This window comes from Halobellus sp. LT62 (genome assembly GCF_037031285.1).
Taxonomy (GTDB): Archaea; Halobacteriota; Halobacteria; order Halobacteriales; family Haloferacaceae; genus Haloquadratum; species Haloquadratum salinisoli.
Map to the genome: position 1 here is coordinate 863,401 of NZ_JAYEZO010000002.1, position 25,751 is coordinate 889,151.

Here is a 25,751-nt window from a genome sequence, read left to right on the forward strand (position 1 = left end):
CGGATCGTATAATATGTGTCTTGTGGCTGGGTCCAACCGGAATCTGTCGGGGTCTCAGAACCCGAAGCCGCCCCAGCGGATATACACCATCACCGCGACGATGCTGAGCTGCAGGACGCCCTCAACACCGCTGAGCTTCGCGTTCCGCATCCCGATCGCACCGATGAGTTCCACGTCGGGATCCGCCGATATCATTTCGAGATACATCCGCGCCTCCCCCGGCAGCAACACGCCGAATCCGATGATGGTGAGGAGACTGACGATGCCGAGCGCCAGCAGAATCGGCGCGCCGGGCAGGGCGAAGGTCCCGAGGTTCGCAACGAAGGAGGCCGCGCCGCCGCCGACGATGAGAACGAACAGCGCGAGCCAGCGCCAGTCGGTGAAGGAATCGAACTGATACGCCACGGCCAGAAGCGCCGGACCCATCGCGACGATCGAGAACAGTCCGCCCCACGCGGCGAGCCCGGGAAGCAGCCCCATCTTCGCCGCCAACACCATTCCAGCGAAGATAGTGGTAAAGGCGAGCGTCGGCATCAGGAACGTCATTTTCGGCGTGAACCGCTGAAACACCGCCGCGCGTTCTTCGACGTCCAGTCCGCCGAGGACGGGACCGAGGACCATCGCCATAAACAGGTCGATGCCGGTCCAGAGCACGCCCGTCATCACGTGGACGTACGTCAACTGCTGAACCGTCCCGAACAGCACGGCGGCGACGAACAACGTCACCGGCACGAGCACCGCCCCCGCGCCGAAGGCGGGGTTCGCTCGATCGGCCATACCCCGAACCGTGGCAGTGATAGAGACACTCACACTCTGCATCGAACGGACGGGCGATAAATATTCTATCGATTGTCACAACAAATAGCTGAAATTCGTCCGTGCGACGGTAGCCCCGTCGCTACGGGGCGTAGTTCGATGGAAAATTGTGCGGGTCATCTGTCGCCTGACGGCGACGGTCAGAACCGACTTAGACGCGGACGACGTTCGTCGCGCGGGGGCCCTTGGGGGCCTGTTCAATCTCGAATTCGATCTCCGTTCCCTCGGTGAGGTCTTCGCCGCCGACGTCTTCCATGTGGAAGAACACGTCCTCGTCTGCGTCCTCTGTCTCGATGAAACCGTAACCGCCCGTGTCGTTGAAGAAATCAACCGTACCGTTTGCCATTGCAAATAGACGGATGGCGAGTACACAAATAAGACTTCTGTATTCTTTTTCAAAATGTCTCGGTAGAGAAAACGAATATCCGATTACTGTAGAATGCAGTTCTGTCTCCGGTGTACAGTCGGTTCCGGACGGCAAACGACGACTGTTCGTCGGAACATACCGCTCATTCGAATCGAACCGGAATTCCGGGAACCCGGGAGTCGTGATAACGCCTCGCAGGCGCAGACGACGCGTTTCCGGGGGTCTACTCGGCGTGCGGGAAGTTCTCGATCGTGTCCGCGCGGAAGGCCTCCTCGTCGAACTCGTACGCCTCGTCGAAGCAGTCTAAGACCGTCTTTGTGTCGCGCATCGCGTTCTTCAGGCTCGTCGACGCGCCCGGCGAGGGCGTGATGTTGAAGATGATGTCGTCGCCGACGATCTTCGCTTCGCCCATATCGAGGGATTTCCGGCTGGTGTCGACGATCTGCGGGCGGACGCCGCCGTACCCCTTCGCACGCTCGATGTCGTCGAGTTCGACGCTCGGGACGACCTTCCGGACCTCCGAAAGGAACGACCGCCGGCCGAGTTCGGGCACGTCGTAGAGGAGGTTTGTCAGGACGTACGGGAGCAGGATCCGATCCGCGAGGATGTTCGCGTAGCTGAGGAACGACGCGGCGTTGAGCCCGAACACGTCGAGGAAGTCCTCGACCGTCGAGAACCGGCCGCGTTCGAGGGTGGGAACGAGCTTCGCCGTCGGGCCGAACCGGGTGATGCTGTCGTCGTGGACGTCGGCGTCGCCGTGGACCGCCGCGAACGGGAGTTTCTTCATCTGCAGTGTGTAGACCTTCCCGTTCAGGAGGTCGTCGGCGAGGAAGAAGCTCCCCGCGACCGGCAGCAACACCTTGTCCTCGCCGTAGCCGAGTTCCTTCGCGATCTGGAGGCTGTGCGAGCCGGCGGCGACGACCGCGACGTCGCAGTCGAACGGCCCCCGACCCGTGGTGAGCGTGTATCCCTCGGTGGTCTCTGTGACGTCTTCGACTTTCGTCCCGGTGAAGACGTCGACGGTCGCCTCCTCGCGGGCGACTTCGACCATCGATTTCGCGGTCTCACCGTAGTCGACGACGTAGCCGTCGGGCGTCTGCAGTGCGAGCATCTCGACGTCGGGATCGCGTCCCTCGACGACCTTCGGCTCGATCTCTGCGATCTCCTCGCGACCGATCGGTCGGAGCTTCGGGAACAGATCGCCGAAGCCCTCCTCGTGGTACCGCGCTTCGAGCTTCTCGACCTCTTCGTCGCCGACGCCGAGCACCATCTTGCTGCGTTTGGCGTGCATCTCGCGGTCGGGATCGTGGTTCTCCAGATAGCCCGCGAGCAGTTCAGCGCCCGTCTTGACGCCCTCGGCCTTTTCGAGCGTGTAGTTGGTCTCGATGTCCCCGAAGTGAAGCGTCTGGGAGTTATTCGTGTGATGAGAGTTGATCGCGGCGATCTCCGCTTCTTTCTCGATCAGCGCGATCGAGTCGATGTCGGTGAACTTCGCCGTCGTATACAGGAGTGATGCCCCGCTGATGCCGCCGCCGACGATAACGAGATCGTATTTTCCAGACATAATCGGTTTTGAGGGGTATATCTCGTCGAGTGCACTCCATAGGGATAACTCCATATTTTTCGATCGACGTTTAGACGATCGACGAAGCCCATTTTCGACGGAATTGGCGTTCGCGACGCCGACGTGGTCGACCCCAACACGGATACGGAGGCTCCGGCGCTATTGCGTCTCGAAAACGAACCGTGCCCCGCCGGACTCGCTCGCTTCGACGCGCATCGACCACCCGTGACCGGTCGCGATTTCGTTGACGATCGCCAAGCCGAACCCCGTGCCGCCCTCCCGCGTCGTGTATCCCTGTGCGAGCACCGCTTCGCGTTCGGATTCAGGGATTCCCGGGCCGTTGTCTTCGACGGCGAACCCCGACTCCGTCGAGACGACTCGGACGGTGACGTCGCCGTCGTGTTCGTCGACGGTATCCTCCTGAGTTTGCGACGGGGGGCTCGTAGAGCTATGCTCTACGGCGTTCGTAAAGAGGTTCTCGAAGAGCTGTTGGAGTCGCTCGGGGTCGGCTTCGAGCGTTCGTTGTCCGTCGACTTCCAGCGTCGCGTCCGCGGTTTCCGTGTTGTCCCAAGCTCGCTCGGCCACCGAGCCCAACGCCACCGGCAGTACTTCGTCGATCGCCTCGCCCTGCCGCGCGAGCGTCAGCAGGTTCCCGATCAGCTCGTCCATCCGGTCGAGCGCGCCTTCGACGCGGTCGAACGCCTCCTCGTCGCCTTCGCGGGCGAGTTCGAGGTAGCCGCTCGCGACGCCGAGCGGATTTCGCAGATCGTGTGAAACGATGCTCGTGAACGTCTCCAGCTGCTCGTTCTGCTGTTCGAGTTGCGCCTCGCGCTCGGCTCGCTCCATCGCGACCTCGACGTTCGCCCCGAGGATCTTCGTGAGCGAGAAGTCCGAATCGTCGAAGGCACGCGGCGTCTCGGCCCCAATCAGCAGGACGCCGAAGTCCTGTAACGGTACGATAAGTTCGCTCCGCACCGGCGACTCGCCGTTATAGGAGTCTGAATCGGCGTGCACATCTTCGACGTACCGCGCCGTGCCCGTCTCGAATACCTCCCACGCGATCGCTTCGCCCGGTCCGAACGACGGCGGTTCTCCGAGGAGCTCGTCGACATCGCTGGAGTGGGCGACCGAGCGTAACCGATCGGTGTCGGCGTCGTACAGATGGACGCTACTGTAGCTGAGGCCCAACACGTCCTCGACGGCGGCGACCGTGGCCGCGGCGATTCCCTCGACCGAACTGATCGTCACCAGTTCGCGCATCGATTCGTGTAGCGCCGTGATTCGCTGTTCGTACTTCCGCTCGGCGGTGACGTCCGTGTAGACGGCGTACAGATCGGCTTCCGACGGGGTCCCCGACAACGGAACGACCTGCAACCGGACGACTCGGTGGTCGCCGTCGGCGGTCCGTCGGATCACTTCGTCGATCTCGAACTGTTCGCCGCGGTTCGCCCGTTCGGAGAGCTCAGTCGCCCTGTCGAACTCTGACTCGGGAACGACCGTTTCATCCAGCGATTCTCCGATGATCTCCGCTCGACCGTATCCGAAGACCTCGAGGAACGCGGGGTTGACCCCGCGTACGATCGGACGGCCGTCGACGAACGCCACCTCGGCGATGCAGTCGGTACTGTTCTCGAAGAGCGCCAGCAGTTTGTCGTGTTCGTCAGTCAGTTGCTCGGCGCGGTCACGCCGCTGGCCGTCGTAGATGCCGACGGCCAGCCCCGCGACCGCACCCATCGAGACGACGTTACTGAACAGAATGAATGGTTCGACGTCGTTTTGCAGAGACTGAAAGTAGTACACCCAGCCGGTGACCACCAGCAACGACGAGGCCCCGAGGAGCGTCCACTTCGTCGCCCGAGTCACGGCGGCCACCCGGATCGATTCATCGGCGACGATCATCAAGCCCGCGGCGACGAGCGCGACATTGAGTACCAGCGGCAGCGCGCTCTCCAACAGCGTAAGCGACAGCGGACTGCCCTGCAGCACGGCGTCTTGGTAGATATCAAACAGCGTGATGGTCGCTGCTACGCCCCCGAATGCCGAGATCCCACCACCGCCGAGCACTCGCTTCGTCTCGCCACCGATCATCTGTCGGATAACACACTCAGTGGCCGTAAAACGGTTTGGAAGATCCGATCTCGGGTGTTCGACGTCACTGACGCGTCCGATCGACCTTTCGGCCGACGCCACAGATGCCGAGGACCTCGCCGTCTTCTTCGATCGGTGATCCGGCGAACTCATACCGGACAGCCCCGCCGTCCTTCCGACGGAGATCCGCCTCGACAGTCACCTGCCTTCGGCCCGAGAGCGCGTCGTTGATCGCCCGTTTGATGCGGTCTGTGTCCTCGTCGAACAGATCCGCCGGTGACAGCTCGGCCAGTTCGGCCGCAGAGTAGCCCGTCACCTCTTCGAGGCGGTCGTTCCAGCGGAGGAAATTCAACTCTTCGTCGAAGACGTAAAACAGGTCGCCGAGCGCGTCGAGCGCGGTGTTCAGGAACTGCTGTTCGCGGTGGAGGTCTCGCTCGCGCGCCTTTCGATCGGAGATATCGCGGACGACGCAGACGTGCCCGCCGTCGTTCATATGTGTGAGCGCGAGCGATTCCGGCACTTTCTCGCCGTGTTTGGTGACGCCGACGGACTCCCCCCGCCACCAGCCTTGGCGTTCGAGGGTGGGGAGGATCTCGTCGTAGAACCGTTCGGCCTCCGCCTCGGGATAGAGTTTCTCCCAGTGCTCACCGATGAGCTCTACCGGCTCTCGGTCGTATATCTCGGCGTACGAGCGGTTCATATACTGATACGTGCCGTCCTCGTTGATGATTCCGATTCCCTCTTGCGCCGATTCCATTGCCTGAAAGCCACGATACACTTCCCGTTCGGCACGCCGTCGCTTTACCGCCTGTTCGATCCGGTTCGCGAGGACGGTGTACTGGTCAGTGCCGGTCTCCTTCTGGAGATACTCGGTCACGCCCGCGGAAATCGCCTCGCTCGCGATCTCCTCAGAGCCTTTGCCGGTAAAGAGCACGAACGGGAGTTCGGGGAATTCTTCGCGGACCGTCGCGAGGAACTCCAACCCGTTTTGGCCTGGCATCTCGTAGTCGCTGACGACGCAGTCGATCTCGCGGTTCCGGAGGACGTCCAAGCCGTCCGCGACGTTCGTCTCCGTGCATACTCGGAACGAACTGGTCTCTCGTTGGAGAAACGTCGCGGCCAGTTCGACGAAATCCGGGTCGTCATCGACGTGGAGGATCGTTATCTCGTCGCCGCTGCCGACGATGTCGAGATGTTCCAGTTTGACACCCTCTTTCACGGCCATCACAGCGTGCCCCTACTCGCTACCGCATCAAAATACTACTGGCGTTGCAGACTGTCTTCCGATACGGACGAAGCGTCGGCACCGACAACAACCTATGCGACGTGTCCCCACGGGTCGCTGCTCGATCGCTTCGTGTGGTTCTTCAGTAACCGAACGAAATTCCGGCTATGGGCTTCGGGAGCTACGACGAATCCGAGCAGCAAGAACAGAACACCGAAGAGGACGACGGCGAGACCGTCAACGTCCACGAACACGACCACGACGGCGACGTCAGCGTCCACTCCGACGTCGAGACCGACGCGCTCGTCGATCGGCTCGGCGAGATGCGCGAGGAGTGAATCGGGCGTATCGCTACTCGTCGGCGGGGAACCCCTCGACGATGTCGACGCCCGAGGACGCGCCGATCCGCACGGCTCCGACCTCGAACATCGCTATCGCTTCCTCGTAGGAGCCGACGCCGCCGCTGGCCTTGACCGGTAGGTACTCGGCCATCAGTTCCACGTCGTCGACGGTCGCGCCGCCGTCGGCGAAGCCCGTCGACGTCTTCACGAAATCGGCACCGGCGTCGACTGCCGCCTCGCAGGCGCGGTGTTTCTCCGCCTCGTCGAGCAGCGCCGTCTCGATGATCACTTTCACCGGAATCGGGACGGCGGCGACGACCTCCGCGATATCGCTTTTGACGCGCTCGTTCTCGCCGGCTTTCAGTCGACCGACGTTGATGACCATATCCAGCTCGTCGGCCCCGCTCTGCCACGCGTCGACCGCCTCGTCGTGCTTTGCGGCCGTCGAGTGCTGTCCGTGCGGGAAGCCGACGACCGTCGCGAGCGTGACGTCGGGTACGTACTCGGCCGCCTCGGCGACGTAGCACGGCGGGATGCACGCGTTCATCCCGTAGGCGTCGGCCTCGTCGAGGACCGTCTCGACGTCCCCGAGCGTCGTCGTCGGGCCGAGAACCGTGTGGTCGATGCGCGCGGCGAACTCGGATCTGTCCATAGACGTGCTCTCGGGAGCGAGCGAGAAAAAGCGACGGGATCGATTCGGAGAGTCTCGAAGGCGCTGCGGCGCTCGTTGGCGAGCGAACTCCGCCACGGCAAAAGGGGAGGTGTTTTTGGCCAGCGGACGTTGATCCGGACGTATGGCGATTCTCCCCGAGGGGTTCGCGTTGCCGCCGCTGCCGTATCTGGTGAGCCTACTCGCGGCGTCGGCCGTCGTCGGCCGCGAAGCGTACCGCCGCGCCCCGGCGGTCACGACGCCCGTGGTGCTCGCGTTCGCGCCGTGGATGGTGCTCGGATCGGCGCTGCACGTCCTTTACGTCGCCAACGCGCTCCCCGATCTCGTCCGACCGCTCGCGGGGACGCCCGCCGTTTACGTCTCGGTGGCCGTCCTCGCCGTCGCGACGTGGACCGCGGCGGACGCGTTCCTCGCGTCCGAACCGCCCTCGGGCGCAGCCCCCGACCACGAAGACGTCGCTCGCGCGCTCGGACTCGTCGGGGGAATCCTCGCTGCGGTCGCTGTTGCGAGCGTCCTAGTCATCGGCGCGTCCCAAGGCACGCTGTCTCCGGTGCTGCCCGCCGCGGGCGTCGTCGTCGCAGTCGTCCTCACCGGCGCGATCTGGGCCGGCCTCACGCGTGCCGTTCCGGAGGTACGCAAGACCGGGCACCTCGGCGCGTTCGCGGTGCTCGCACACGTCCTCGACGGCGTCACGACGGCCGTCGGGATCGACCTGCTCGGCTTCGGTGAGCGCACGCCACTCTCGCGGCTCATCATCGAGTTCGCGGCGGGGCTGCCGACCGAACCCGTCTTGGGGGCGGGGTGGCTGTTCGTGCTCGTGAAAATCGCGGTCGCGTCGCTCGTGGTGTGGCTCTTCGCCGATCTCGTCGAGTCGGATCCGACGGAGTCGCGGCTGCTTCTCGGCTTCGTCGCGGCCGTCGGCCTCGGTCCGGCGACGCACAACGCGCTGCTGTTCACGATCAGTGCGCCGGCGTGAGGCGAGGCGGTTCGCCCCCACGCGCCGTCGACCGAGCGCTTTTGTGACGCCCGCGCGTCGATTCGAGATATGTCTCGCGTCGTCTGCGCCGGCCACCTGAACTGGGACGTCACCCTGCGCGTCGCCGCCCTCCCGGATCCCGACGGCGAGGTGAACGTCGACGAGCGACGCTGCGGCGGCGGTGGCAGCGCCGCGAACGTCGCGACCGGCCTCGCGGATCTCGACGTCGAGGCGTCGCTCTTGGGCAGCGTCGGCGACGACGAGCACGGGCGGAACGCGCTCGACGAACTCGTCGACGGCGGCGTCGACGTCGGGGACGTGGTCTCCGTCTCGGGGGCTGAAACCACGACGAAGTACGTCGTCGTCGAGCCGTCGGGCGAGGTAATGGTTCTCGGTTGCTCCGGTGCCAACGAGGCGTTCGAGGCCGAGGATCTGTCCGGAGAGACGCTCGCGGCCGCGGATCACCTTCACCTGACGAGCCAGCGTCCCGAGACGGCCGCCCGGCTCGCCGAGCGCGCTCGGGCACAAAACGTCACCGTGAGTTTCGATCCCGGTCGTCGGATCGACGAACGCGGTTACGGCCCGGCGTTGACGTCGGTCGATTACCTCTTTTTGAACGACCGGGAGGCCGCGCTCGCGCTCGACGCGTTCGACCTGCGCGAGCAGACGCTCGTCCTCAAACACGGCCCCGACGGCGCGGAGGTCCGCGGCGGCGGGGAACGGACCGCTCATCCCGGGTATCCGATCGACGTCGTCGACACGACCGGGGCGGGCGACGCCTTCGCCGCGGGCTTCATCGCCGCGCGCGTCGGCGGCGCGGACGACCACCGCGCGCTCGAGGTCGCAAACGCCTGCGGAGCGCTCGTCTCGAAAGCGCCCGGTGCGCGGACGTCGCTCGCGTGGGATCGCATCCGCGCCTTCCTCGGCGAGTGAGTATCGAATATCCTGTCGAATTTCTGACTGTAGGCTGCCGAAGTATAGGAGGATTTGCAACTGATTACGCAGCCGATCGCACGCAGTCGTGCGATCGCGTGAGTGAAGACTTGCAAATCCTACGATAGGTGCGTTTTTATCGGTTCAGCCAGAGGTGTGCGTGTTCGTGTTCTCTGTCTCGCCGTCCGCCGTCGCGCTCGTCGGAACGGGCCGCTGGCACGCGCTCGCGGAACCGACCGGAGCGCTCCCTGTGATGACGCGCAGTGAACTGCCGCTTTTCGTTCTCGCCTGCGTCGGCTGTGGCCTCCTCGGAGCTCTCGTGATGGACGTCCCGATGTCGCGACAGGAAGACGGGTTCACCCCCGCGTACGTCGCCGCCGGACTCCTCCGCCGAGCGTCGCCGAGAGAAATATCGTTCGCCGAGGCGCTCGTCGTTCATCACCTCACCGGCGCGCTCGCCGGCGGGTTGTACGCGCTCGTGTACCTCGGTTTCACCGCTCTCGCGCCGGGCGTCAGCGCAATCGGAGGGATCGTCGCGATCGGTCATCTGGTGGCGACAATCGGCGTCTCGGCGTTCGTCTACGCCTTCTTCGCGCACGTGGTGCTGCCGCGCGCGGGTCGCGGCATCTACGAGGAGCGCGCGACCGCCGTCCGCGGGCAGTGGCTGCGCTCTGCGGTCGTCTTCGGCGTCGTCCTCGGCGTGACCGTTCCGGCGTTCGCGAGCGTCGTCTGAGAGCCGCGTCCGGTCGACTCCGTTCCGGACGCTGACCGCGTCGTTTTTCACCGCTTCGCGTGAGGACCCGATATGGCGAAACAGCCGCATCTGCTCGTCGAATCGGGCGACGTCCACGACATCGCACTCATCCCGGGAGACCCGGGCCGCGTTGATCGCATCGCCGCCCAATGCGAAGACGCCGAGACCGTCTCGCAGAACCGCGAGTACAAGATCGTGAACGCGACCTACGAAGGCGTTCCCCTCACGATCTGCTCGACCGGCATCGGCTGTCCCTCCGCGGCCATCGCCGTCGAGGAACTCTCCCGCGTCGGCGTCGAGACCGTGATCCGCGTCGGTACCACGGGGGCGCTCCAGCGCGGCATCGAGATCGGCGATATGGTCGTTGCGACCGGCGCGGCGAAAGAAGAGGGGACCTCGAAGCGCTACGAGGACAGCGTGATTCCGGCGGTTCCGGACTACGACGTGCTCTCGGCGCTCGTCGATTCGACGGAAGAAAACGGCGAAGACGTCCACGTCGGCCCCATCGTTTCCGACGACGCGTTCTACAACGAGAGCGACGCCTACGTCGAGGAGTGGGAGGCGGCGAACCTGCTGGCGATCGAGATGGAGGCCGCGGCCGTCTTCTCGCTCGCGCGGCGGAAGGGCCTCGCCGCCGGTGCGATCTGCACCGTCGACGGCAACCTCGTCGAGGGGACGCAGAAGGGTGCGGACTCCGACGACGAACTACCCGAGAAGGCGAAGGACAACGTCGAGCGCGCGATCGCGCTGACGCTCGACGCCGTCGTCGAGCTGGCGTAACGGTCCCGCTGCGACTCGGTATCTCCTCTCAGCCGCGTCTGTGCTCGGAGTCGTCGCGATCGTGCTCCGATTCGTCGCGGTCGGGCTCGAACTCGAAATCGTTCTCTCTACCGCCGTCTTCGCGTTTCTCCGCCTCTTCGATCTCCTCGACCGCCGCCACAGCGGCCTCCATATCGGTATCGCCGTCCTCGCCGAGCAACCGGGCTTCGAGCGCCTCCGCACCCTCGCCACCGAGGGCGGACTCGGCCAAGAAGTGCGCGCCGAGCGTCGCCGGGCTGATGACGGTGTCCGCTCCGGCCCGTTTCAGCTTGTTAATGTTCTCTCTTTGCGTCGCCGCCGCGACGATCGTGACGTCGGGATTGAGCTGTCTGGCCGTCAGGATCGTCAGCGCGTCCTCCGCGTCGTTGTTGGTCGCGGCGACGACGGCTTGGGCGAGGTCGACCTTTCCGCGGCGCTGTGCCTCCTCGTCGCTCGGATCGTCGGTGAGGACGGTGTAGCCCCGTTCTGTGAGTCGCCTCGCGCGCTCCTCGTCGTCGACGACGACGAGTATGTCAGCCTTCGCTGTGAGTTCTTCGAGAATCGGTTCCGTCAGGTCCCCGAAGCCGAGTACGAGGACGTGGTTCTCCAGTACGTCGAGTTGTTCCTCTGTCATACGTCCGAGTGCCTTTGAAAACCGCGCTTCGATGAGTGGCGTGAACACAACCCCGAGGACGACCGCGAACGACGACACCGTCACCAAGAGCACCGACAGCGCGAACAGCTTGCCGACCGCCGATTCCGGAGTGATGTCGCCGTAGCCGACGGTGCTACCGGTCACGAGCGAGAAGTAGAACGCGTCCAAGAGCGTGTTGATGCTGCCGCCGAACTCCTCGCGCAGCGTGAACGCGCCGACCGTGCCGTACGCCTGCGCGCCGGCGAGCGCCGCCAGAGAGGCGATCTGTGACGTCGTCAGCGAGATGTCGCGATCGAACGCGCGGACGTTCACGCCGACGATCACGAGCGAGAGCGCAGAGAGCGCGATAAGCGGGAACGACAGCTGTGAGGACTGTAACACGCCCTGCGCCGCGGTGACCGGGAACAGCACCAAAGCTCCGTACCACGCCGCGCGCAGGCGTCGCTGGAGACCGAACGCGAACAGGAGCAGGACGAACCCCGTCAGCGTCCCGGTGAACGCGGTGATCTGTCGAACGACGCCGGGGATGAGCACCCCGAACAGCTGGAAGTCCGCGCTGTCGACGCCGACGCCGATGTTGGCGATGCCGGTCACCACCGACAGCACGCCGACGAGGAGCGTCAACACGACCGACGCGCGCGCTCCGATCCAGTCCCGCGAGATCGCCATACCACTTTCTCCCGCGTCATCGACTTAATAATCTCGCACTGGCTCTCCCGCACCGAATGTGTCAGTCCTCCGTGTTGGGAGCGGCGGGAGACCAGTCGGTATTCGTGGAAGTCTCGTCACCGACGGATCCGGAGTCGAGGGCCCCGAGGCGGATCCCCCGCCGTAACGCGAGCTCGGCGATCGAGGTCGCCACGTCTGCGGACCCACGGAGCGCGGCGATGACTCGCCCCGCCCGGTAGTCGACATCCGGAGACTCGAACAGTCGACGTTCGAGTTCGTCGAGTTCAGTATCCACTGATTCGCGAACGTCGAAGACCGACCAGATGGCCGTCAGATCGGGATCGAAGACGGCGTCTGCGGCGGTTTCAACCGCTTGGCGCGTGTCCCCGGCGATCGCTTCAATCTCGGCCGGCGTCTCGTTATCGTGGCCGTCGAGACAGCCGTTTTCGTCGGCGGTCGCGACAGTCGCGATCCGGTCCGCACAGGATTCAATCCGCGTGAATTCGTCGGCGAGCCGGTAGAAGCAGAACAGGTCCGATCGAGCTTCACCGAGCCTGTCGACCTCGTCGAGACGCGAGAGGCTCCGGACAAAGTACCGTTCGACCATCGCCGACAGGTGGGTCCGATGGCCGTTCCCCGCGGCGGGCCGTGTCTCGACGGCGGGGTCGCACAACGTCGCTGTGGCCTCGCGGTGTTGCGACAGCGCGACGGACTGGAGGTGACGAACCGACTGTCGGATCGAGATCTGCTCGGAGTCCAGCACGTTGCGGACGGTGACGTGCGACGGCGACTCCTCTGCGATCGTCACCCCGGAGAGCGTCCGAACCGTCGACCGAATTGCGGCCTGCTGTTCGGTTGCCAGTTCTTCGGTTCGCAGGTCGACCTCGAGTACCCCGACCGCGTACGCCGCCCTGAGGAGTCGCGTGAGCTGCCTTGGCGTTTCCTCACTGACTCGCATCTCGATCCGGGCGAGTTCGTCCTCGGCCGGTTGGACGACGAGCGCGCCGTCGAGACTGGGGTGAATATTGACGACATCGCCCGCGGTGAGATCCTGCTCGGTCGCCCATTCACGCGGAAGCGACACCGTGTACGTGCCGTGGCTGACCCGCTGTATCTTCCGTGTCTCCATCAGTTTCGTCCGCTTTCGACGTCAGTGACTGCTCCGCGCGATGCGCCGGATTTCCGCCGCCTGTCGGTCTCAGCCGAACTTTCCGCTGATGTAATCGTGGACGCGCTGACTCCGGGGGTCGTCGAAGATCTGCCCGGTATCGCCGTACTCGACGAGCTTGCCCCCGGTGAGAAACACCGCGGTCTGATCGGAGATCCGCTCGGCCTGCTGCATATTGTGGGTCACGATGACGACCGTGTAGTCGCGTGCGAGTTCGTGGATGAGCGCTTCGATCTTCGAGGTCGCGATCGGATCTAGCGCCGACGCGGGCTCGTCCATCAGAAGCACCTCGGGGTCGGTCGCGAGCGCGCGAGCGATACAGAGTCGCTGTTGCTGACCGCCCGAGAGCCCGAGCGCGTTGTCGTCGAGCCGATCGTTGACCTCGTCCCAGAGCGCGGCCTGTCTGAGAGATTGTTCGACCAGCCGATCCTCTTGCTCCTCGTCGCTGCGGCCGAACAGTTGCGCGATCAGCCCGGTGTCGATTTCACCGTGTTTTCGCGGCCCGTATGAGATGTTGTCTCGGACCGACTTCGGGAACGGGTTCGGCGACTGGAACACCATCCCGACGCGCTTTCGCAGTTCCACGAGGTCGACGCCGTCCTGATAGATCTCGGAGCCGTCGAGTCGGACCGAGCCGTCGACCCGCGCGGACGAGATCCGGTCGTTCATCCGATTGAGACAGCGGAGGAACGTCGACTTCCCGCACCCCGACGGCCCGATGAGCGCCGTGACGCTCTTCTCGGGGATCTCCATCGAGACGTCCTTGAGCGCGTGGTCGTCGCCGTAGTGGACATCGAGTCCCTCCACGGCGAGTTTCGCGTCGTCCTCGAACGTGTAATCGGTCCACGCCTCGCGCAGTTGCTCGTCCGATTCGCCGCTCGTCGTCTGTAACGTTCGGCTCGCCGTCGACTGACCTTGTTGGGTCTGTGTAGGTTCGATTTCACTCATAGCTCAGTTTCCTCCGGAAGTAGTATCGCGTCGCGATTCCGACCGCGTAGAACGACAGCACCACGGCGAGGAGGACCAGCGCCGTCGCCCACCGGAACTCCTCGGGGTTGGCGACGTTGTCGCCGAGGCCCACCCCCGCGGTGATGAGCGCGAACAGTTGGTACGGGAGCGCTGATGTCGCTTGGAGCAGTTCCGGGTTCGTCACGAACGGCGGCGACGCGATGAACTCGAAGCTGCCGATCACGTCGGCCGTCTGACTCCCGGGAACGAACGTCCCGCCTGCCATCGTCAACAGGATGGGCGCTGTCTCGCCCGCGATCCGACCGACGCCGAGGATCACCCCCGTCACGACACCGGGGAGCGCGGCGGGCAGCACGACGCTCCGAATCGTCTGCCACTTCGAGACGCCCAGAGCCGCGCTGGCGTCGCGGTATTCGTCGGGGACGGAGATCATCGCCTCGCGGCTCGTGATGAGGACCAACGGGAGCAGCATAAACCCGAGCGTCAGCATCCCCGCGAGCAGCGACTTGCTGTTGCCGAACCGGGGAATGAGGAACGCGAAGCCGAAGAGCCCGAAGACGATACTGGGGGTGCTCCAGAGCCCGTTCGTCGCAATTTCGACGATCTGGGTGAACGGCCCCTGTTCGGCGTACTCCGTCAGGAAGATCGCCGCGCCGATGCCGAGCGGCACCGCGAACAGGACCGCGCCGACGACCAGCCAGATCGTCCCGACGATCGCGGGCAGGACGCCTTGGAAGTCGTTCAGTAGCGCGACGCCGTTCATCACGAACGGCACGGAGAACGGCCAGACGAACGTGAAGCCGAATCCGCCCAGTTCGATCGTCGTCGCGGGACCGACGCCTAACCCGAACTCCGCACCGTTGAGAAGTCCCGGGATGCCCCGCACGACGGTAAACGCCACGAGGACGAACAGGAAGGCCACGATGGAGAGCGCGTTCAGGTAGACGAGCACGTACGCCCCCACGTGTCGGCCGCGGGCACCGAATCCACCATACGCTTTCGACGCCGCCCAGCCCGCGTACATCGCGTTGAGAAGCGTCGCGAGCGGAATGACGAACTCGGCGGTCAGCGACGCGGTCTGTTCCCAGCCGAGGTTCCACACCCACTCGGGGCCGAGGGCACTCGTCAGAAATAGGAGGCCCGTGACGATCGAGAGCGCGCCGATCGGGACGGTCGATCCGATGTCCTCCCGCGAGAACGCCGTCGCTGCGGACACGACGCCACCCGTCAGAAGACCGGCGACGAGCGCGAGGACGGTCCCCACCCCGAGCAGCCCCGAAGCGACTCCGCCGCCGATGACAGCCCACGGGGTTCCGGCGGCGACGGCGGCAACGAGGCCGGCACTTCTGTCCGGGTTGGTGCCGACGTACCCCAAGCGCGAGCCCACGCCGAAGGCGGCCACAGCGCCGCCGAGGAGGACGAGGGCTCCGCCGAGCAGCGTCACCGTCGGCACCCCGACGACCGACCCGGTGATCGACAACTGTTCGGCGAGCGAGGCGATAGACAGGACGAACAGGATCGTCGAGAGCCCTATCGCCGCCGCGGCCGCGAACTCTGCGCCGGACGTCTTTCGGTTGACGAGCGCTGATCGCGTCGCGCCGGCCATCAGATGTCACCTCCGAACTGCCGCTTCATCCGCCACTCGACGTACTGCGATCCGATGGAGATGAACAGGACAGTAACGAAGAGGATGACGCCGGCGACGAACAGCGCGTCCATCTGCAGCCCGTCGGCGTCGCCGTAGTTGCGGGCGATGATCGACGTGAGGGTTTCTTGGCCGTAAAAGACGTTGTACAGCGGCTCGGTGAGCCGCGGGACTCCCTTCAACATCACCGTCGCAGCCATCGTCTCGCCGATGGCACGACCCACGCCGAGCAGCACCGCGGCGGAGACGCCAGAAAAGGCCGCCGGCAGCGTGATCGACGTCATCGTCTGCCAGTCGGTCGTCCCGACCGCGAGCGAACCGCTCTTAATCGACTCGGGCACGCTCGAAAGCGCGTCCTCCGCGACGGAGACGACCGTCGGTAGCGCCATCAAGCCGACGACCACGCCGACGAAGAGGTAGGTCCCCTGACCGGTGAGTCGGAACTGGGCGGAGGCCCACGGGCTCAGAATAGTGAACCCGATGAACCCGTACACGATCGAGGGGATGCCCGCGAGGATCTCGACGCCGGGTTTGACAATCTCTCGGACAGGTGCCGGAGCGATTTCGGAGAGAAACAGCGCCGCGGAGACTCCGAGCGGTGCGGCCACCGCAGTCGCGATAAGGGTCACCATCACCGTCCCGTGAATCATCGGTACCATCGAGAACCGGACGGGGTCGCTGACGGCGTCCCAGCGCGTCTCGACGAACATCCGGAGTCCCGGCACGGTCACGCCGAACACGGTCGCGCTCTCGTAGCGGATGACCGGGATCGACTCCATAAAGATGAACACGATGATGAGTCCCAAGATCAGCAGCGTCGAGACCGTCGTCGTCAGTGTCAGGATACGCGCCGTTACCTCTTGGTGGCGGATCCATCCGTACGTGACGGCGACGAGGAAGGTCGCGATCGGCACGGCGGTCAGCGCCGAAACGAGCAGAAACCCCGCGAGCGCGGCGATCAGTGAGACGGAGACGATCGTCACGACCGCGAGCGCCTCGGGTTCGGTCTCGTCGACGAAGTCGTGCGCCCGCCGAGTGCGGCGTCGTATGGCCTCTCGAATCTCCGATCGCCCCCTTCGTATGAAATCTTGAATGAATGACATTTGGTGAACAAATATGGCCGACCGCGTGCTGGGTCACGCACGGCGGTCTGACTACCGAACCGTCCGGTCTCAGTAGTCGATCCAGTCGCTCAGTTTCTCGCGCTCGGCTTCGATGTCCGCGGTCGGGAGGGGGATGTAGTTGACGTCCTCGACGAACAGTGTCTGTCCGAATTCGGTCAGGAACATATTCATAAACGCGGCCTCACGCTGATCCGTCCCACTCGGCGTGTCCTCCGTGATTTTCGTGTACATGTGGAGGTCACGGTTGAGGGGATATTCGCTGTCGAAGATGGTGTTCTCCGCGTCGCGGTCGGGCTCGTAGAGCGTTCCCTCGAAATCGATCCCGATGGGCTGGACCTGATCGCTCGTGAACGCGAGCGCCATGTACGCGATGGCACCGTCGTTCTGCGAGACGAGCTGGGCGACCTGTTGGTTCTGTCCTTGGCGGGTGTCGACGTCCATCGGCGCGTCGGCGTCGCCGAGCATATTGAGCCGGAACGCGGTGTCGGTTCCGGAGCCCTCGGCGCGGCCGATCACGAACAGCTCTTGGTCGTAGTCGATGCCGTCGAGTTCGCTCCAGTTGTCGACCTCGCCTTGGAAGATCATCCGGACCTGCTCGCCGGTGAGCTGAGTGACCCCGGCATCCGAGACGTCGCCGCTGACGACGACCGGCTGCCCGTCGCGGCCGACGACGTGGTCGACGACTTCCTCGTCGCGGCGCTCCTCGCTCCAGTCGAGTTCGGCCGTGATCGGCCCCGAGGAGTTGCCGATATCGACGAGTCCGTCGACGACGGCCTCACAGCCGGTCCCCGAGTGCGAGAGGCCGACTGTCGTCGGGAACGGTGGTTCCGAGCGCTGTTCGGTCGGCTCGAACCCGGCTAGGCTCGCGAAGTAGTCCGCGATCATCATATCCGGCTCGCCGAGTTCCTCCCAACCGGGCACGGTACTCTCGTCGTTCGAGCCCCAGTACTCGCCGTCGCTCGGCGGCGCGTTCGAGTTCCAGTAGGAACTGCCCTTGTTCGAGATCGGGTAGACCGTTGAGGAACCCTCCGCGTTGAGAAGCGACGAACCGCCACTGCCACCCGAGGAACCGGATCCGGAATTGGACTGTGCTTGGGAGTCGCCCGACGAGCCTCCGCCGCTGTCGCCAGCGCTCTCCGTGTTCGAGCCCGATTGCGAGGAACAGCCGGCGAGGCCAGCGGCACCGACGGCCCCGCTCGCAACGAGGAACTCCCGACGTGATACGTGGTCACCGAAACGCTCTGAGTCTCCCGACATCAACTGAACCGTCCGCGTTGTGTACAAAAGCGGTTTATAATAGGGATCTACGGTGCTCCGGTTCGGTACGTACGGTTCTGGGGGAACAATACCGACCAGAGTGGAATTAGTCAGCTATTAGCACTATATAGCACACAGTATACTTGAACGGCAGAAAATATACGTGCCGGGCGCTAGCGCCGACGTAATGGTCCCGGATCGAACGGACGATGCAAACGGCGTGATCGGGCTCTCGACCGAGACGGCGGTTGAGCGGATCCTCGCCGCGGACGCGACGCGCGACTGCGACGAGGTGCGCTCGGTGCTCGCCCACGTCACCACGGACGATCGGGTGACCCGCGAGGAAATCGACGCGACGGTATCGGACGTCTCGAAGCGCATCGCAACGGCTGAGACGCGTGCTGAACTGGCGCGGAGTGCCTTCGAAAGCGCTCGGAGCGCCAGTGCTGCCGTGGGTGATCTCGACGTCGTCGCCGACCGATTCGATCGGTACGAGACCACCCTCGACGACATCGAGACGCGTGTGCCCGAGCTCGGTGCGGAACTCCAGCACGTCTCCAATCCCGATGACGATCCTGACACGGTGTACGAGGCGGTCAGTACCCTCCGGCAGATCGCCTCGTGCGCGGACGACGTCCAACGAACCGCCGACGAACTCCAGTTCGACCTCGAAGACTTCGAGGCGTGGCTCGGCTCGCACGAACGCAGACGGCGCGCGTTCGAGGAGGACGTCGACGTCGTCGCCGACGCGCTCGACTCGGCGCGAGCGGCCACCGAAGACCTCGACGAAGAAACGTGGGTCGCGGCGTCCCTCCGGATCGAACTGGTGCCGGTGTTCGTTTCGGACTTCCGCGCCGAGCTTGACGAGCTCCGCGTGATGGCCGCACGCGACGATGTCGACGACGGCTGGGATGCCGCGTTCGAGGACCGCTTGGACGAGTTGGAATCGCGCGCCGTCACCGTTCGATCGACGCTCGAGAAAGCCGGCGACACCGGGTGGCGGGAGACACACCGTGAACGGATCGCGGCCTTCGAACGCGCGGTCGACGGTATCGAGCCACCGATCGAGTGGAGAACGGTGTACGCGGAACTCGAACGGGCTCGGGCACTGGCTGAGCCGTATCCGTGAGGTGCCTCTCGCGCTCTCGTGGGACGACGCGTTGGTCGTCCACGGCGTTGACCCGACTCGACCGCTCGCCACACAGGCCATCGAGTCGCCGCTGAACTGTCGGTCAATCCCCTCGGAGAATGGCTACGACGGGCCTTCTGGTTCGAGCGGTATCAGGGCCCGCCGCGGACGTTCTTCGGACACGCAGTGCTCGCCGAACCCGTCCATACGGAGTGGGAAACTGGCCTCGACACCGGCTGCGTCGACGCGCAAAACGCGGGCCGCTCTCAGATAGCCTACGACGTCCCACAGCGCGAACTCACCGCGCGCGTTCTTCGCCCTCACACAGCGACAGGTGTTTACCCGCCGCGCGAGAGTAGCCGTCGATGGCATCGTTACCCGTCGAAATCCTCTACGGTCTCTATCTCGGCGTGTTGACAGGGCTCGTTCCGGCGCTCATCGCGTGGCTACTCGGCTTCGGATTCAAGTACTTCACCGGGATCACCATCCCGGGGCTCGGGGTCGTCGCGCTCGGCGTCACTATCGCCGGGCTCAACGGCGGTCTGCTCGCGCTCGCGGATCCCTCGCTCACCGGCTCTGTCAACCAATTGCGGCTCACGATTGCCCTCATCGTCGTATTGATGGGTACGCTGTACGCCCACGGACAGGGCGATAAGATGGGCGAGTCGCTCCCGAAGCGACTCAGCCTCCGGGAGCTCACGAAGCGGACGCTCTCGGCGGACGTGATCGAACTGGTCGGCGGCCGCGGACAGGTCGAAATCACCGTCGTCGGCGAGATCAGCGACATCGAGGGCTACCCGCCGCTCCCCGCGGCGCTTCGGGAGTCGATCCGCGAGGAAACGTGGACGTTTCCCGCGGACCTTCCGCTCGTCGAACTGGAATCGCGAGTCGAGACCGCACTCAGGACCGAGTACGACCTCCTCGAAGTCTCGGTGACGCTCGACGAACGGGCCCGCGCGACGGTCGCCGCGGCCCCGCCGACGAGCGGCCTCTCGAAACACCTCCGCACCGGCGAGCGGGCGGTCTCCGTCGACGCGCTGGTGCCGACCGGCGCGGCGCGCGGCGACGAGGTGACCGTCTTCGGCGACGGCGAGCGGTTCGACGCCCGCCTACTCGGCGTCGTCGACGTCGAAGAGGAATCCACGTCGTCGGCCGCGAGCGAGGACGATCAGCCGACGGCCGCACCCGACGGTGGCGACGAGACCACCTCCGATGACGACACGAGTGCGGACGCGACGGTCCAGCGGGCGGCGGGCGGGCGCACGCGGGCCACGCTCGCGCTCTCCCGTCAGCCCGCACAGGCGCTTGTCGGCGCGGACGACGTCCGCCTGCTCGTCGAATCCCGCGGCAGCAGGCGCGAGTTCGAGCTGGTCGGGCTGCTTCGCCGAACCGGAAAGCGGTTCCGCCGGCTCACCGTCGGCACCGACAGCGAACTCGCGGGGGCCACGCTTGGCGACGCGGCCGTTCGCGACCAACACGGCGTGGTCGTCCTCGCGATCCGGAGCAACGGGTCGTGGGCGATCGTCCCGCGCGGCGCGCAGTCGATCAGTGCCGGCGACGACCTCCTCGTCGTGGGCGGCAGAGGTGACCTCGACGCCTTCGGGGAGGTGGTGGCGTGAGCGACGCGATGTTGGGCGTCTCAGCGGCCACCTCGGCGCTTCAGGTCGGCTCCGCGTTCGCGGACGATCCGACAGTCGTCGGTGCGGTGACGCAGGTAGTCGGGCTCGCGGCGACCGCTGCGATCCTCGCAGCGCTCGCAGCGATCGTCTATCGGTGGTACACCCGCGAGGAGATCCCCGCGTGGCTCGCGACGCTCGTCGGCGCGTCCGGGGTGGCGTTGTATCTCAACGCGGTCGGGCTGTTCCAGCAGGCGGTCGGCTCGAACTCGGGAGACATCTTCGACCCGATGACCGTCCTCATCAACGCCGCGACCCTCGGCGCGGCGATCGCCGTCTCGCCCGCCGGCCGCGCCGTCGGCGACCGAATCGCGACGAGCGCCTTCGCCATCGCCGGCGCGCGCGAACTCGACACCGAAGTCAGTCGACTCGTCAGCAACGTCGGTCGCGTTCGCCCCGTCGAACTCCCCGCAGAAGCCAACGACATCGACGACATCGAAGGATTCGAGCCGGTCCCGTCGGCGACGAAAGCCGACATCGCGGGCAAGACGTTGCTCGTGCCCCGGAGGCTCCGCGGCGAGGACCTCAGAGACCGCGTCGTCACGCGGATCAAAGAGGACTACGGCGTCGGCTACGTCTACCTCGAACTCGACGACGACGGCACCGTGAGGACCCTCGGGCTCGGACGGCGCGCAGCGGGACTCGGGACGACCCTCGCGCCCGGGTTCGCCGCCGTCGCGGTCCACGCCGATCCCGGCGCGGGCGCGTCCGCCGGCGACGCGGTCCAACTGTGGCGGCGGACCGAGAACGCCGACGGGACCGAGACGGCGACCCGCGTCGCGGGCGGCGAACTCCGCGCGGCGACCGACGACGTGGCCACCGTGATTCTCGACGAGGCGGACGCCGCCGCCGTCGATCCCGACGAGCCCTATCGACTCGTCACGCTGCCGACGGACCCCGGAGCCGAGCGGGAGTTCACCGCGCTGCTGCGCGCGGCCGACGAGACGATGGACGTCGTCACCGTCGACGCCGGAAGCGACCTCGACGGGGCGACGCTCGGCTCCGTCGACGCGACGGTCGTCGCCGTCCACGGTGCCGCCGGAGCCATCGAGGCGATCCCGCCCCGAAGCCGGGAACTGGCCGCCGGCGATGCACTCTACGTCGTCGCCCGCCCCGAACGACTCCGCGAGGTCACTCGACGCGCGACCGCGAGCCCGGTCGGTGACGAGTCCGGGATGATGGAATCCGCCCCGGCCGACGACCCGACGGCGTAACGCTCAACTCGCCCGGGGCGCGAGGGGAGGTATGCACACGGTCACGTGGCGGCTCTTTGCCGACCTCGCAGAGATCACGGGCGGACGAGAACACACGGTCTCCGTCGACGCCGACGGCACCGTCGGAGACGCGCTGGACGCGCTAATCGCGGAGTACAGCGGGCTCGGCGATCGGGTGAGAGACGGTGACGCGCTCGCCGACGACGTGAACCTGATGCAGAACGGGACCCCGGCCTCGCTCGATTCGCCGCTCGAAGACGGCGACGAACTCGCGATGTTCCCGCCGGTCACGGGCGGATAGGGGGTCTCGGTCTCGAAGGGGGTGGGTCGAGTGACCGGTGATCGACTACGACAGCCACTCCTCGGGCTTCGTGTCGTAATCGATGTCGGAGGCCTCGATCCGCGCTCGCAGGTCGTCGTCGAGCTCGAACGTCTCGAACTCCTCCCCGTCGAAGCGGATCCGGACGCCGACCTCGGTCGGTTTGGGTTCGGTGTTGCGCCGTCTCGCGACCTCGACGTCGTGCTCGTCGTACTGCTTTCGGATCGTCATCAGGTTCACCGGTCGTCCCCACAGTTCGTGGACGCGTTCGAGGACGTCGCGGGCCTCTTCGAGATCGAGCATAATGCCGTTGTAGCGGTGGCCCAACAGCAACTCGCCGCGGTTCTCGAAGTTGTCGTCGAAGACGGCGACTGTCGGCTTGCCGAAGTTCGTGAACTGTAAGAGCAGCTTCTTTTTGACGTCCGCGGGATCCGTCGAGGCGACGCGGAAGTCGCCTGTCGCGCGGGTGTACTCGTAGGTGAAGTAGTCGTTCGCCTCGACGAACTCCGGAGAGAGGAACGCGTCGATGAACGTCACGTCGTTGTGGCTCTCGCGGATCGCCCGCATACGGTCCCACCCGACGGTCTTGTCGACGTCGTCGATCGCCTCCTCGACGCTGCCGTAGGTCGCGTCGTCGAAGACGTATCTCGCGAGCTCTTCGAGTTCCGAGCGCCTGATCCGTCCGAGGAAGCCCCGGTTCTGCGGTTTCACGAGCGAGAAGTGCCGCTCGGCGAGGCCCTCGTAGGTGAGCACTTTCCACGGGTACCGCTCGACGTCGACGGCGTCGGGATCCGACAGCGCGCGATCCAGCGTTTCCCAGTCGACCCGCGGGTCGTCCTCGGGGAGCGCTGCGAGTTCGTCGAGGGTGTCGCCGTTGACCGTCGCGATCGCTTCGTCGGGTTCGAGCGCCCGCTGCACCGCCTCGAAGTCGACGACCTCGTGGAAGTTCCGCCACGTGATCCCTTCGACGCGGAGCAGTTTCTCGGCGACTTCCCGCCTGTTGGCAGTGTTCTCGACGTACTCCCAGAGCTCCTTGCCCAGTTTGTAGGGGTTGAGACCCGGCGAGCCCAACACGCGAGATTGGTGGTCGGCGTAGGTGACGAACTCCTCGACCCCCGCGAAGCGCTCTTCGCCCATCATCTGAGACTCCCAGTAGGCCGCCCACCCCTCGTTCATCACCTTCGTCATCTTCTGCGGGGCGAAGTAGTACGCCTCCCGTCGGAGGAGGTCGAGGACGTCCTTCTGCCACGGCTCCATCTCGACGGCCTCTCCCGACTCCTCGTCGTAGACCGTCCCGTGTTCCCGGAGGAAGCCGAGCACGTCCGTCTGCGGGCGGTCGAGCGCGGCCGCGGCCGCCTCCGCGTCCGCGAGATCGTCGAGCCACTCGTCGTCGAAGACCGCCTCGCGGACCGATTCGGAGAGTCGAAGCTCGTCGAGCCGGTCGCGGAGGTCCTCTGGCCGCGTTCGCTCGGTGTCGCGGTCGGCGGCCAGCGGTCGGTGTTGGTCGATCGTGTCTTCGAGGCAGGTGACGGCGTCGACGAAGCGCTCGACGTCCTCGCGGTCGATGTCTGGGTCGTCGACGTAGCGCTGGATGGTCTCGGCGTGGCGTTCGAGCATCGCCGCCGCGTCGAGTTCGGCATCGCCGCTGAAGCGGCCGAACCACTCGTTGTTGCGGAAGAAGTCCGCGTGGGCTTCGACGTGCGTGATGACCGCCTTCTGGTCGGCCAGCGAGTTCGATTCCTGCAGGAAGGCGTGGCTGGGATCGTCGTTGTTGACGATCTCGAAGGCCTTGCCCATCCCGAACTGGTCCTGCTTGCGCTGGCGGTCGTAGGTCATCCCCCAGCGCCAGTGGGGGTAGCGGCGCTGGAAGCCGCCGTAGGCGATGAGCTGGTTCATCTCGTCGTGGTCGACGATCCAGTAGTTCACGGGGTACGGATCGAGCCCGAGCTTCGTCGCGAGCGCTCTGGCCTCGCGGACCGGTTCGTCGAGTCGGTCGGCCGCGGCGCGCGCGACGTCCCTGAAGCGTCGTGGGTTAGTTGCCATAGTTCATCCCTCCGTCGTCGGTTTCGCGGTCGCCTTCGAGGACGCGGGCTGGAGAATTTCGTAGATGGCGTCGGTGACGTCTTCCGGCGCTTTGACGGACGCGACGACGACGTCGCCGTCGTCCTCGAAGGCCCGGGCGACTTCCTCGGCGTGCGTCGCGTTGATCGCGGTGCCGCCCGGTTGCGTCTCCACGTAGGCGTGGCGGTTCGCGGGGATCTCTCTCATCAGCGGGATCACCCGCTCTGTGGTGTCGTTCGAGGAGTTCTCCGAGTCCCCCGCGGCGAACACGTAGCGGTTCCACTCCGCGAAGGGGTACTCTTCGGCCAGAATCTCCTTGACGAGTTCGTAGGCGCTGGAGATGCGTGTCCCGCCCCCCGAGCGGATCCCGAAGAACTCCTCGCGCTCGACTTCCCACGCGTCGGCGTCGTGGGCGACGTAGACGAACTCGGCGTTGTCGTACTTCCCCTGCAGGTACCAGTCCAAGGGGGTGAACGTCCGCTCGACGAGCTCGCGTTTCGTCTTCCGCATCGACCCCGACACGTCGCGGATGTTGACGACGACGACGTTCTTCTCCTTCTTCTCCTCGATCTCGGGGTGGCGGTACCGCTCGTCGTCGCGGCGGAACGGCACCTCTCGGAGCCCGTCGCGGCGGATGCGCTGGACGGTCGTTGTCCGCTCGACGGCGTCGGTCATCTCCTCGAAGGAGGTCCATCTGCCGCGTTCGGACTCGGGGATCTCCTCCCACTCGGCCTCGATCCACGAAAGCGACACGAGGATGTTCTCCTCCCGACACCAGCGGTAGACCGACCGGGGCGTCTCGCCGGCGACTTTCATCGCCTCGCGGACGAACGCCTCGTCGAAGTCGGTGGCGAGCTTGCGCTTGAGGCCCTGCTTGAACAGCCGCTCGAAGTCGAGCGTGCTGTTCGGGCCGGTGCGGGTGACGTCGGTGAAGTCGCCTTCGACCTCCTCGATCACCTTCTTGCCCTTCGGTTCGAGGTCTAGGCCGAGTTCCTCGTCGAGCTCTTCTGCGAACTCCTCGGGGTCCATCTCGTAGTACTCGTGCTCGCCGCCCTCCTCGCCGGGCTCGCCGTCGTCGTCGCCGTCTCCGGACTGTGGCTGCGGCTGGCCCACCGGTTGGCCGATCTCCGGGGTCCCGCCCTGCCCTTGGCCGACGCCGCCGCGGTCCAACCGGTCGTACTGGAACTCCGGCAGGTCGACGACCTTGATTGGGATCTCGATCCGATCGGAGTCCGAGCCGCTGAGGTCGCCGTAGCGGATGAACGACTTGAGGTCCTCGCGGCGCTTCTCGCCGACCTCCCGGAACCGTTCGAGGTCCTCTCTCAGTCCCATC

The 25,751-nt window shown here is 65.5% G+C and carries 23 protein-coding genes; 9 read left to right on the forward strand and 14 right to left on the reverse strand.

What is annotated here, in order from left to right; all coding sequences use genetic code 11:
* Positions 1–54: 54 nt before the first annotated feature.
* From U5919_RS13690 to U5919_RS13710, 5 genes are all read right to left on the reverse strand, one after another.
* Positions 55–777, reverse strand: coding sequence for a hypothetical protein (locus U5919_RS13690; protein WP_336024994.1), 723 nt, complete (start codon positions 775–777; stop codon positions 55–57).
* 190 nt (positions 778–967) lie between these two features.
* Complete coding sequence (locus U5919_RS13695; protein ID WP_049987241.1) at positions 968–1,162, reverse strand: cold-shock protein; 195 nt, start codon at positions 1,160–1,162, stop codon at positions 968–970.
* Positions 1,163–1,406: 244 nt separating this feature from the next.
* The gene (locus U5919_RS13700) at positions 1,407–2,747 is read right to left on the reverse strand and encodes an FAD-dependent oxidoreductase (RefSeq protein WP_336024995.1); all 1,341 of its coding nucleotides are present in this window, start codon (positions 2,745–2,747) and stop codon (positions 1,407–1,409) included.
* 159 nt (positions 2,748–2,906) lie between these two features.
* Positions 2,907–4,835, reverse strand: a complete 1,929-nt coding sequence (locus tag U5919_RS13705) for a PAS domain-containing sensor histidine kinase (protein WP_336024996.1) — start codon at positions 4,833–4,835, stop codon at positions 2,907–2,909.
* 64 nt (positions 4,836–4,899) lie between these two features.
* Entirely contained in the window at positions 4,900–6,060 is a 1,161-nt protein-coding gene (locus U5919_RS13710) for a PAS domain-containing response regulator (RefSeq protein WP_336024997.1), read from the reverse strand.
* Positions 6,061–6,227: 167 nt separating this feature from the next.
* Here U5919_RS13710 and U5919_RS13715 point away from each other — a divergent pair, with 167 nt between their 5' ends.
* A complete protein-coding gene (locus tag U5919_RS13715; protein WP_336024998.1) occupies positions 6,228–6,398 on the forward strand; it encodes a DUF5786 family protein in 171 nt (56 codons plus the stop codon).
* Positions 6,399–6,411: 13 nt separating this feature from the next.
* Here U5919_RS13715 and deoC read toward each other — a convergent pair whose 3' ends face one another.
* Positions 6,412–7,053 carry a deoxyribose-phosphate aldolase gene (gene deoC, locus U5919_RS13720; protein WP_336024999.1) on the reverse strand — a complete coding sequence of 214 codons (642 nt, stop codon included), beginning with the start codon at positions 7,051–7,053 and terminating at the stop codon, positions 6,412–6,414.
* A 142-nt stretch (positions 7,054–7,195) separates the two neighbouring features.
* Between deoC and U5919_RS13725 the strand changes: the two genes are divergently transcribed.
* The 4 genes from U5919_RS13725 to U5919_RS13740 all read left to right on the forward strand — a co-directional run bounded on the left by U5919_RS13725 (position 7,196) and on the right by U5919_RS13740 (position 10,514).
* On the forward strand, positions 7,196–8,047 hold the full coding sequence (locus tag U5919_RS13725; protein ID WP_336025000.1) for a DUF63 family protein: 852 nt from the start codon (positions 7,196–7,198) through the stop codon (positions 8,045–8,047).
* Between the two features lie 69 nt (positions 8,048–8,116).
* Positions 8,117–8,980: an ATP-dependent ribose-1-phosphate kinase gene (locus U5919_RS13730; protein ID WP_336025001.1), complete on the forward strand. Its 864-nt coding sequence runs from the start codon at positions 8,117–8,119 to the stop codon at positions 8,978–8,980.
* 253 nt (positions 8,981–9,233) lie between these two features.
* Positions 9,234–9,713, forward strand: coding sequence for a hypothetical protein (locus tag U5919_RS13735; RefSeq protein WP_336025595.1), 480 nt, complete (start codon positions 9,234–9,236; stop codon positions 9,711–9,713).
* 72 nt (positions 9,714–9,785) lie between these two features.
* Positions 9,786–10,514 carry a guanosine phosphorylase gene (locus U5919_RS13740; RefSeq protein ID WP_336025002.1) on the forward strand — a complete coding sequence of 243 codons (729 nt, stop codon included), beginning with the start codon at positions 9,786–9,788 and terminating at the stop codon, positions 10,512–10,514.
* A 28-nt stretch (positions 10,515–10,542) separates the two neighbouring features.
* On the opposite strand, the gene U5919_RS13745 is transcribed toward U5919_RS13740, so the two are convergent.
* From U5919_RS13745 to U5919_RS13770, 6 genes are all read right to left on the reverse strand, one after another.
* Complete coding sequence (locus tag U5919_RS13745; RefSeq protein ID WP_336025003.1) at positions 10,543–11,856, reverse strand: NAD-binding protein; 1,314 nt, start codon at positions 11,854–11,856, stop codon at positions 10,543–10,545.
* Between the two features lie 61 nt (positions 11,857–11,917).
* On the reverse strand, positions 11,918–12,985 hold the full coding sequence (locus tag U5919_RS13750; RefSeq protein ID WP_336025004.1) for an AbrB/MazE/SpoVT family DNA-binding domain-containing protein: 1,068 nt from the start codon (positions 12,983–12,985) through the stop codon (positions 11,918–11,920).
* 69 nt (positions 12,986–13,054) lie between these two features.
* Positions 13,055–13,972, reverse strand: a complete 918-nt coding sequence (gene pstB, locus U5919_RS13755) for a phosphate ABC transporter ATP-binding protein PstB (protein WP_336025005.1) — start codon at positions 13,970–13,972, stop codon at positions 13,055–13,057.
* Entirely contained in the window at positions 13,965–15,599 is a 1,635-nt protein-coding gene (pstA, locus tag U5919_RS13760; RefSeq protein ID WP_336025006.1) for a phosphate ABC transporter permease PstA, read from the reverse strand. Before pstA ends, pstB begins: the two co-directional genes overlap by 8 nt.
* The gene (pstC, locus tag U5919_RS13765; protein ID WP_336025007.1) at positions 15,599–16,741 is read right to left on the reverse strand and encodes a phosphate ABC transporter permease subunit PstC; all 1,143 of its coding nucleotides are present in this window, start codon (positions 16,739–16,741) and stop codon (positions 15,599–15,601) included. The genes pstA and pstC overlap by 1 nt, the downstream gene beginning before the upstream one ends.
* 69 nt (positions 16,742–16,810) lie before the next feature.
* Entirely contained in the window at positions 16,811–18,019 is a 1,209-nt protein-coding gene (locus U5919_RS13770) for a PstS family phosphate ABC transporter substrate-binding protein (RefSeq protein ID WP_336025008.1), read from the reverse strand.
* Between the two features lie 187 nt (positions 18,020–18,206).
* On the opposite strand from U5919_RS13770, the gene U5919_RS13775 reads away from it, so the two are divergent.
* The 4 genes from U5919_RS13775 (at position 18,207) to U5919_RS13790 (ending at position 22,339) form a co-directional block, all read left to right on the forward strand.
* Complete coding sequence (locus U5919_RS13775; RefSeq protein WP_336025009.1) at positions 18,207–19,148, forward strand: halo transducer protein; 942 nt, start codon at positions 18,207–18,209, stop codon at positions 19,146–19,148.
* 365 nt (positions 19,149–19,513) lie between these two features.
* A complete protein-coding gene (locus tag U5919_RS13780; RefSeq protein ID WP_336025010.1) occupies positions 19,514–20,767 on the forward strand; it encodes a potassium channel family protein in 1,254 nt (417 codons plus the stop codon).
* Entirely contained in the window at positions 20,764–22,038 is a 1,275-nt protein-coding gene (locus U5919_RS13785; protein WP_336025011.1) for a TrkA C-terminal domain-containing protein, read from the forward strand. Before U5919_RS13780 ends, U5919_RS13785 begins: the two co-directional genes overlap by 4 nt.
* Before the next feature lie 31 nt (positions 22,039–22,069).
* Entirely contained in the window at positions 22,070–22,339 is a 270-nt protein-coding gene (locus tag U5919_RS13790; RefSeq protein WP_336025012.1) for a ubiquitin-like small modifier protein 1, read from the forward strand.
* A 45-nt stretch (positions 22,340–22,384) separates the two neighbouring features.
* On the opposite strand, the gene U5919_RS13795 is transcribed toward U5919_RS13790, so the two are convergent.
* Together U5919_RS13795 and U5919_RS13800 are read right to left on the reverse strand one after the other, a co-directional pair.
* Positions 22,385–24,400: a SpoVR family protein gene (locus tag U5919_RS13795; protein WP_336025013.1), complete on the reverse strand. Its 2,016-nt coding sequence runs from the start codon at positions 24,398–24,400 to the stop codon at positions 22,385–22,387.
* A 3-nt stretch (positions 24,401–24,403) separates the two neighbouring features.
* On the reverse strand, positions 24,404–25,750 hold the full coding sequence (locus U5919_RS13800) for a YeaH/YhbH family protein (RefSeq protein ID WP_336025014.1): 1,347 nt from the start codon (positions 25,748–25,750) through the stop codon (positions 24,404–24,406).
* Position 25,751: the final 1 nt, after the last annotated feature.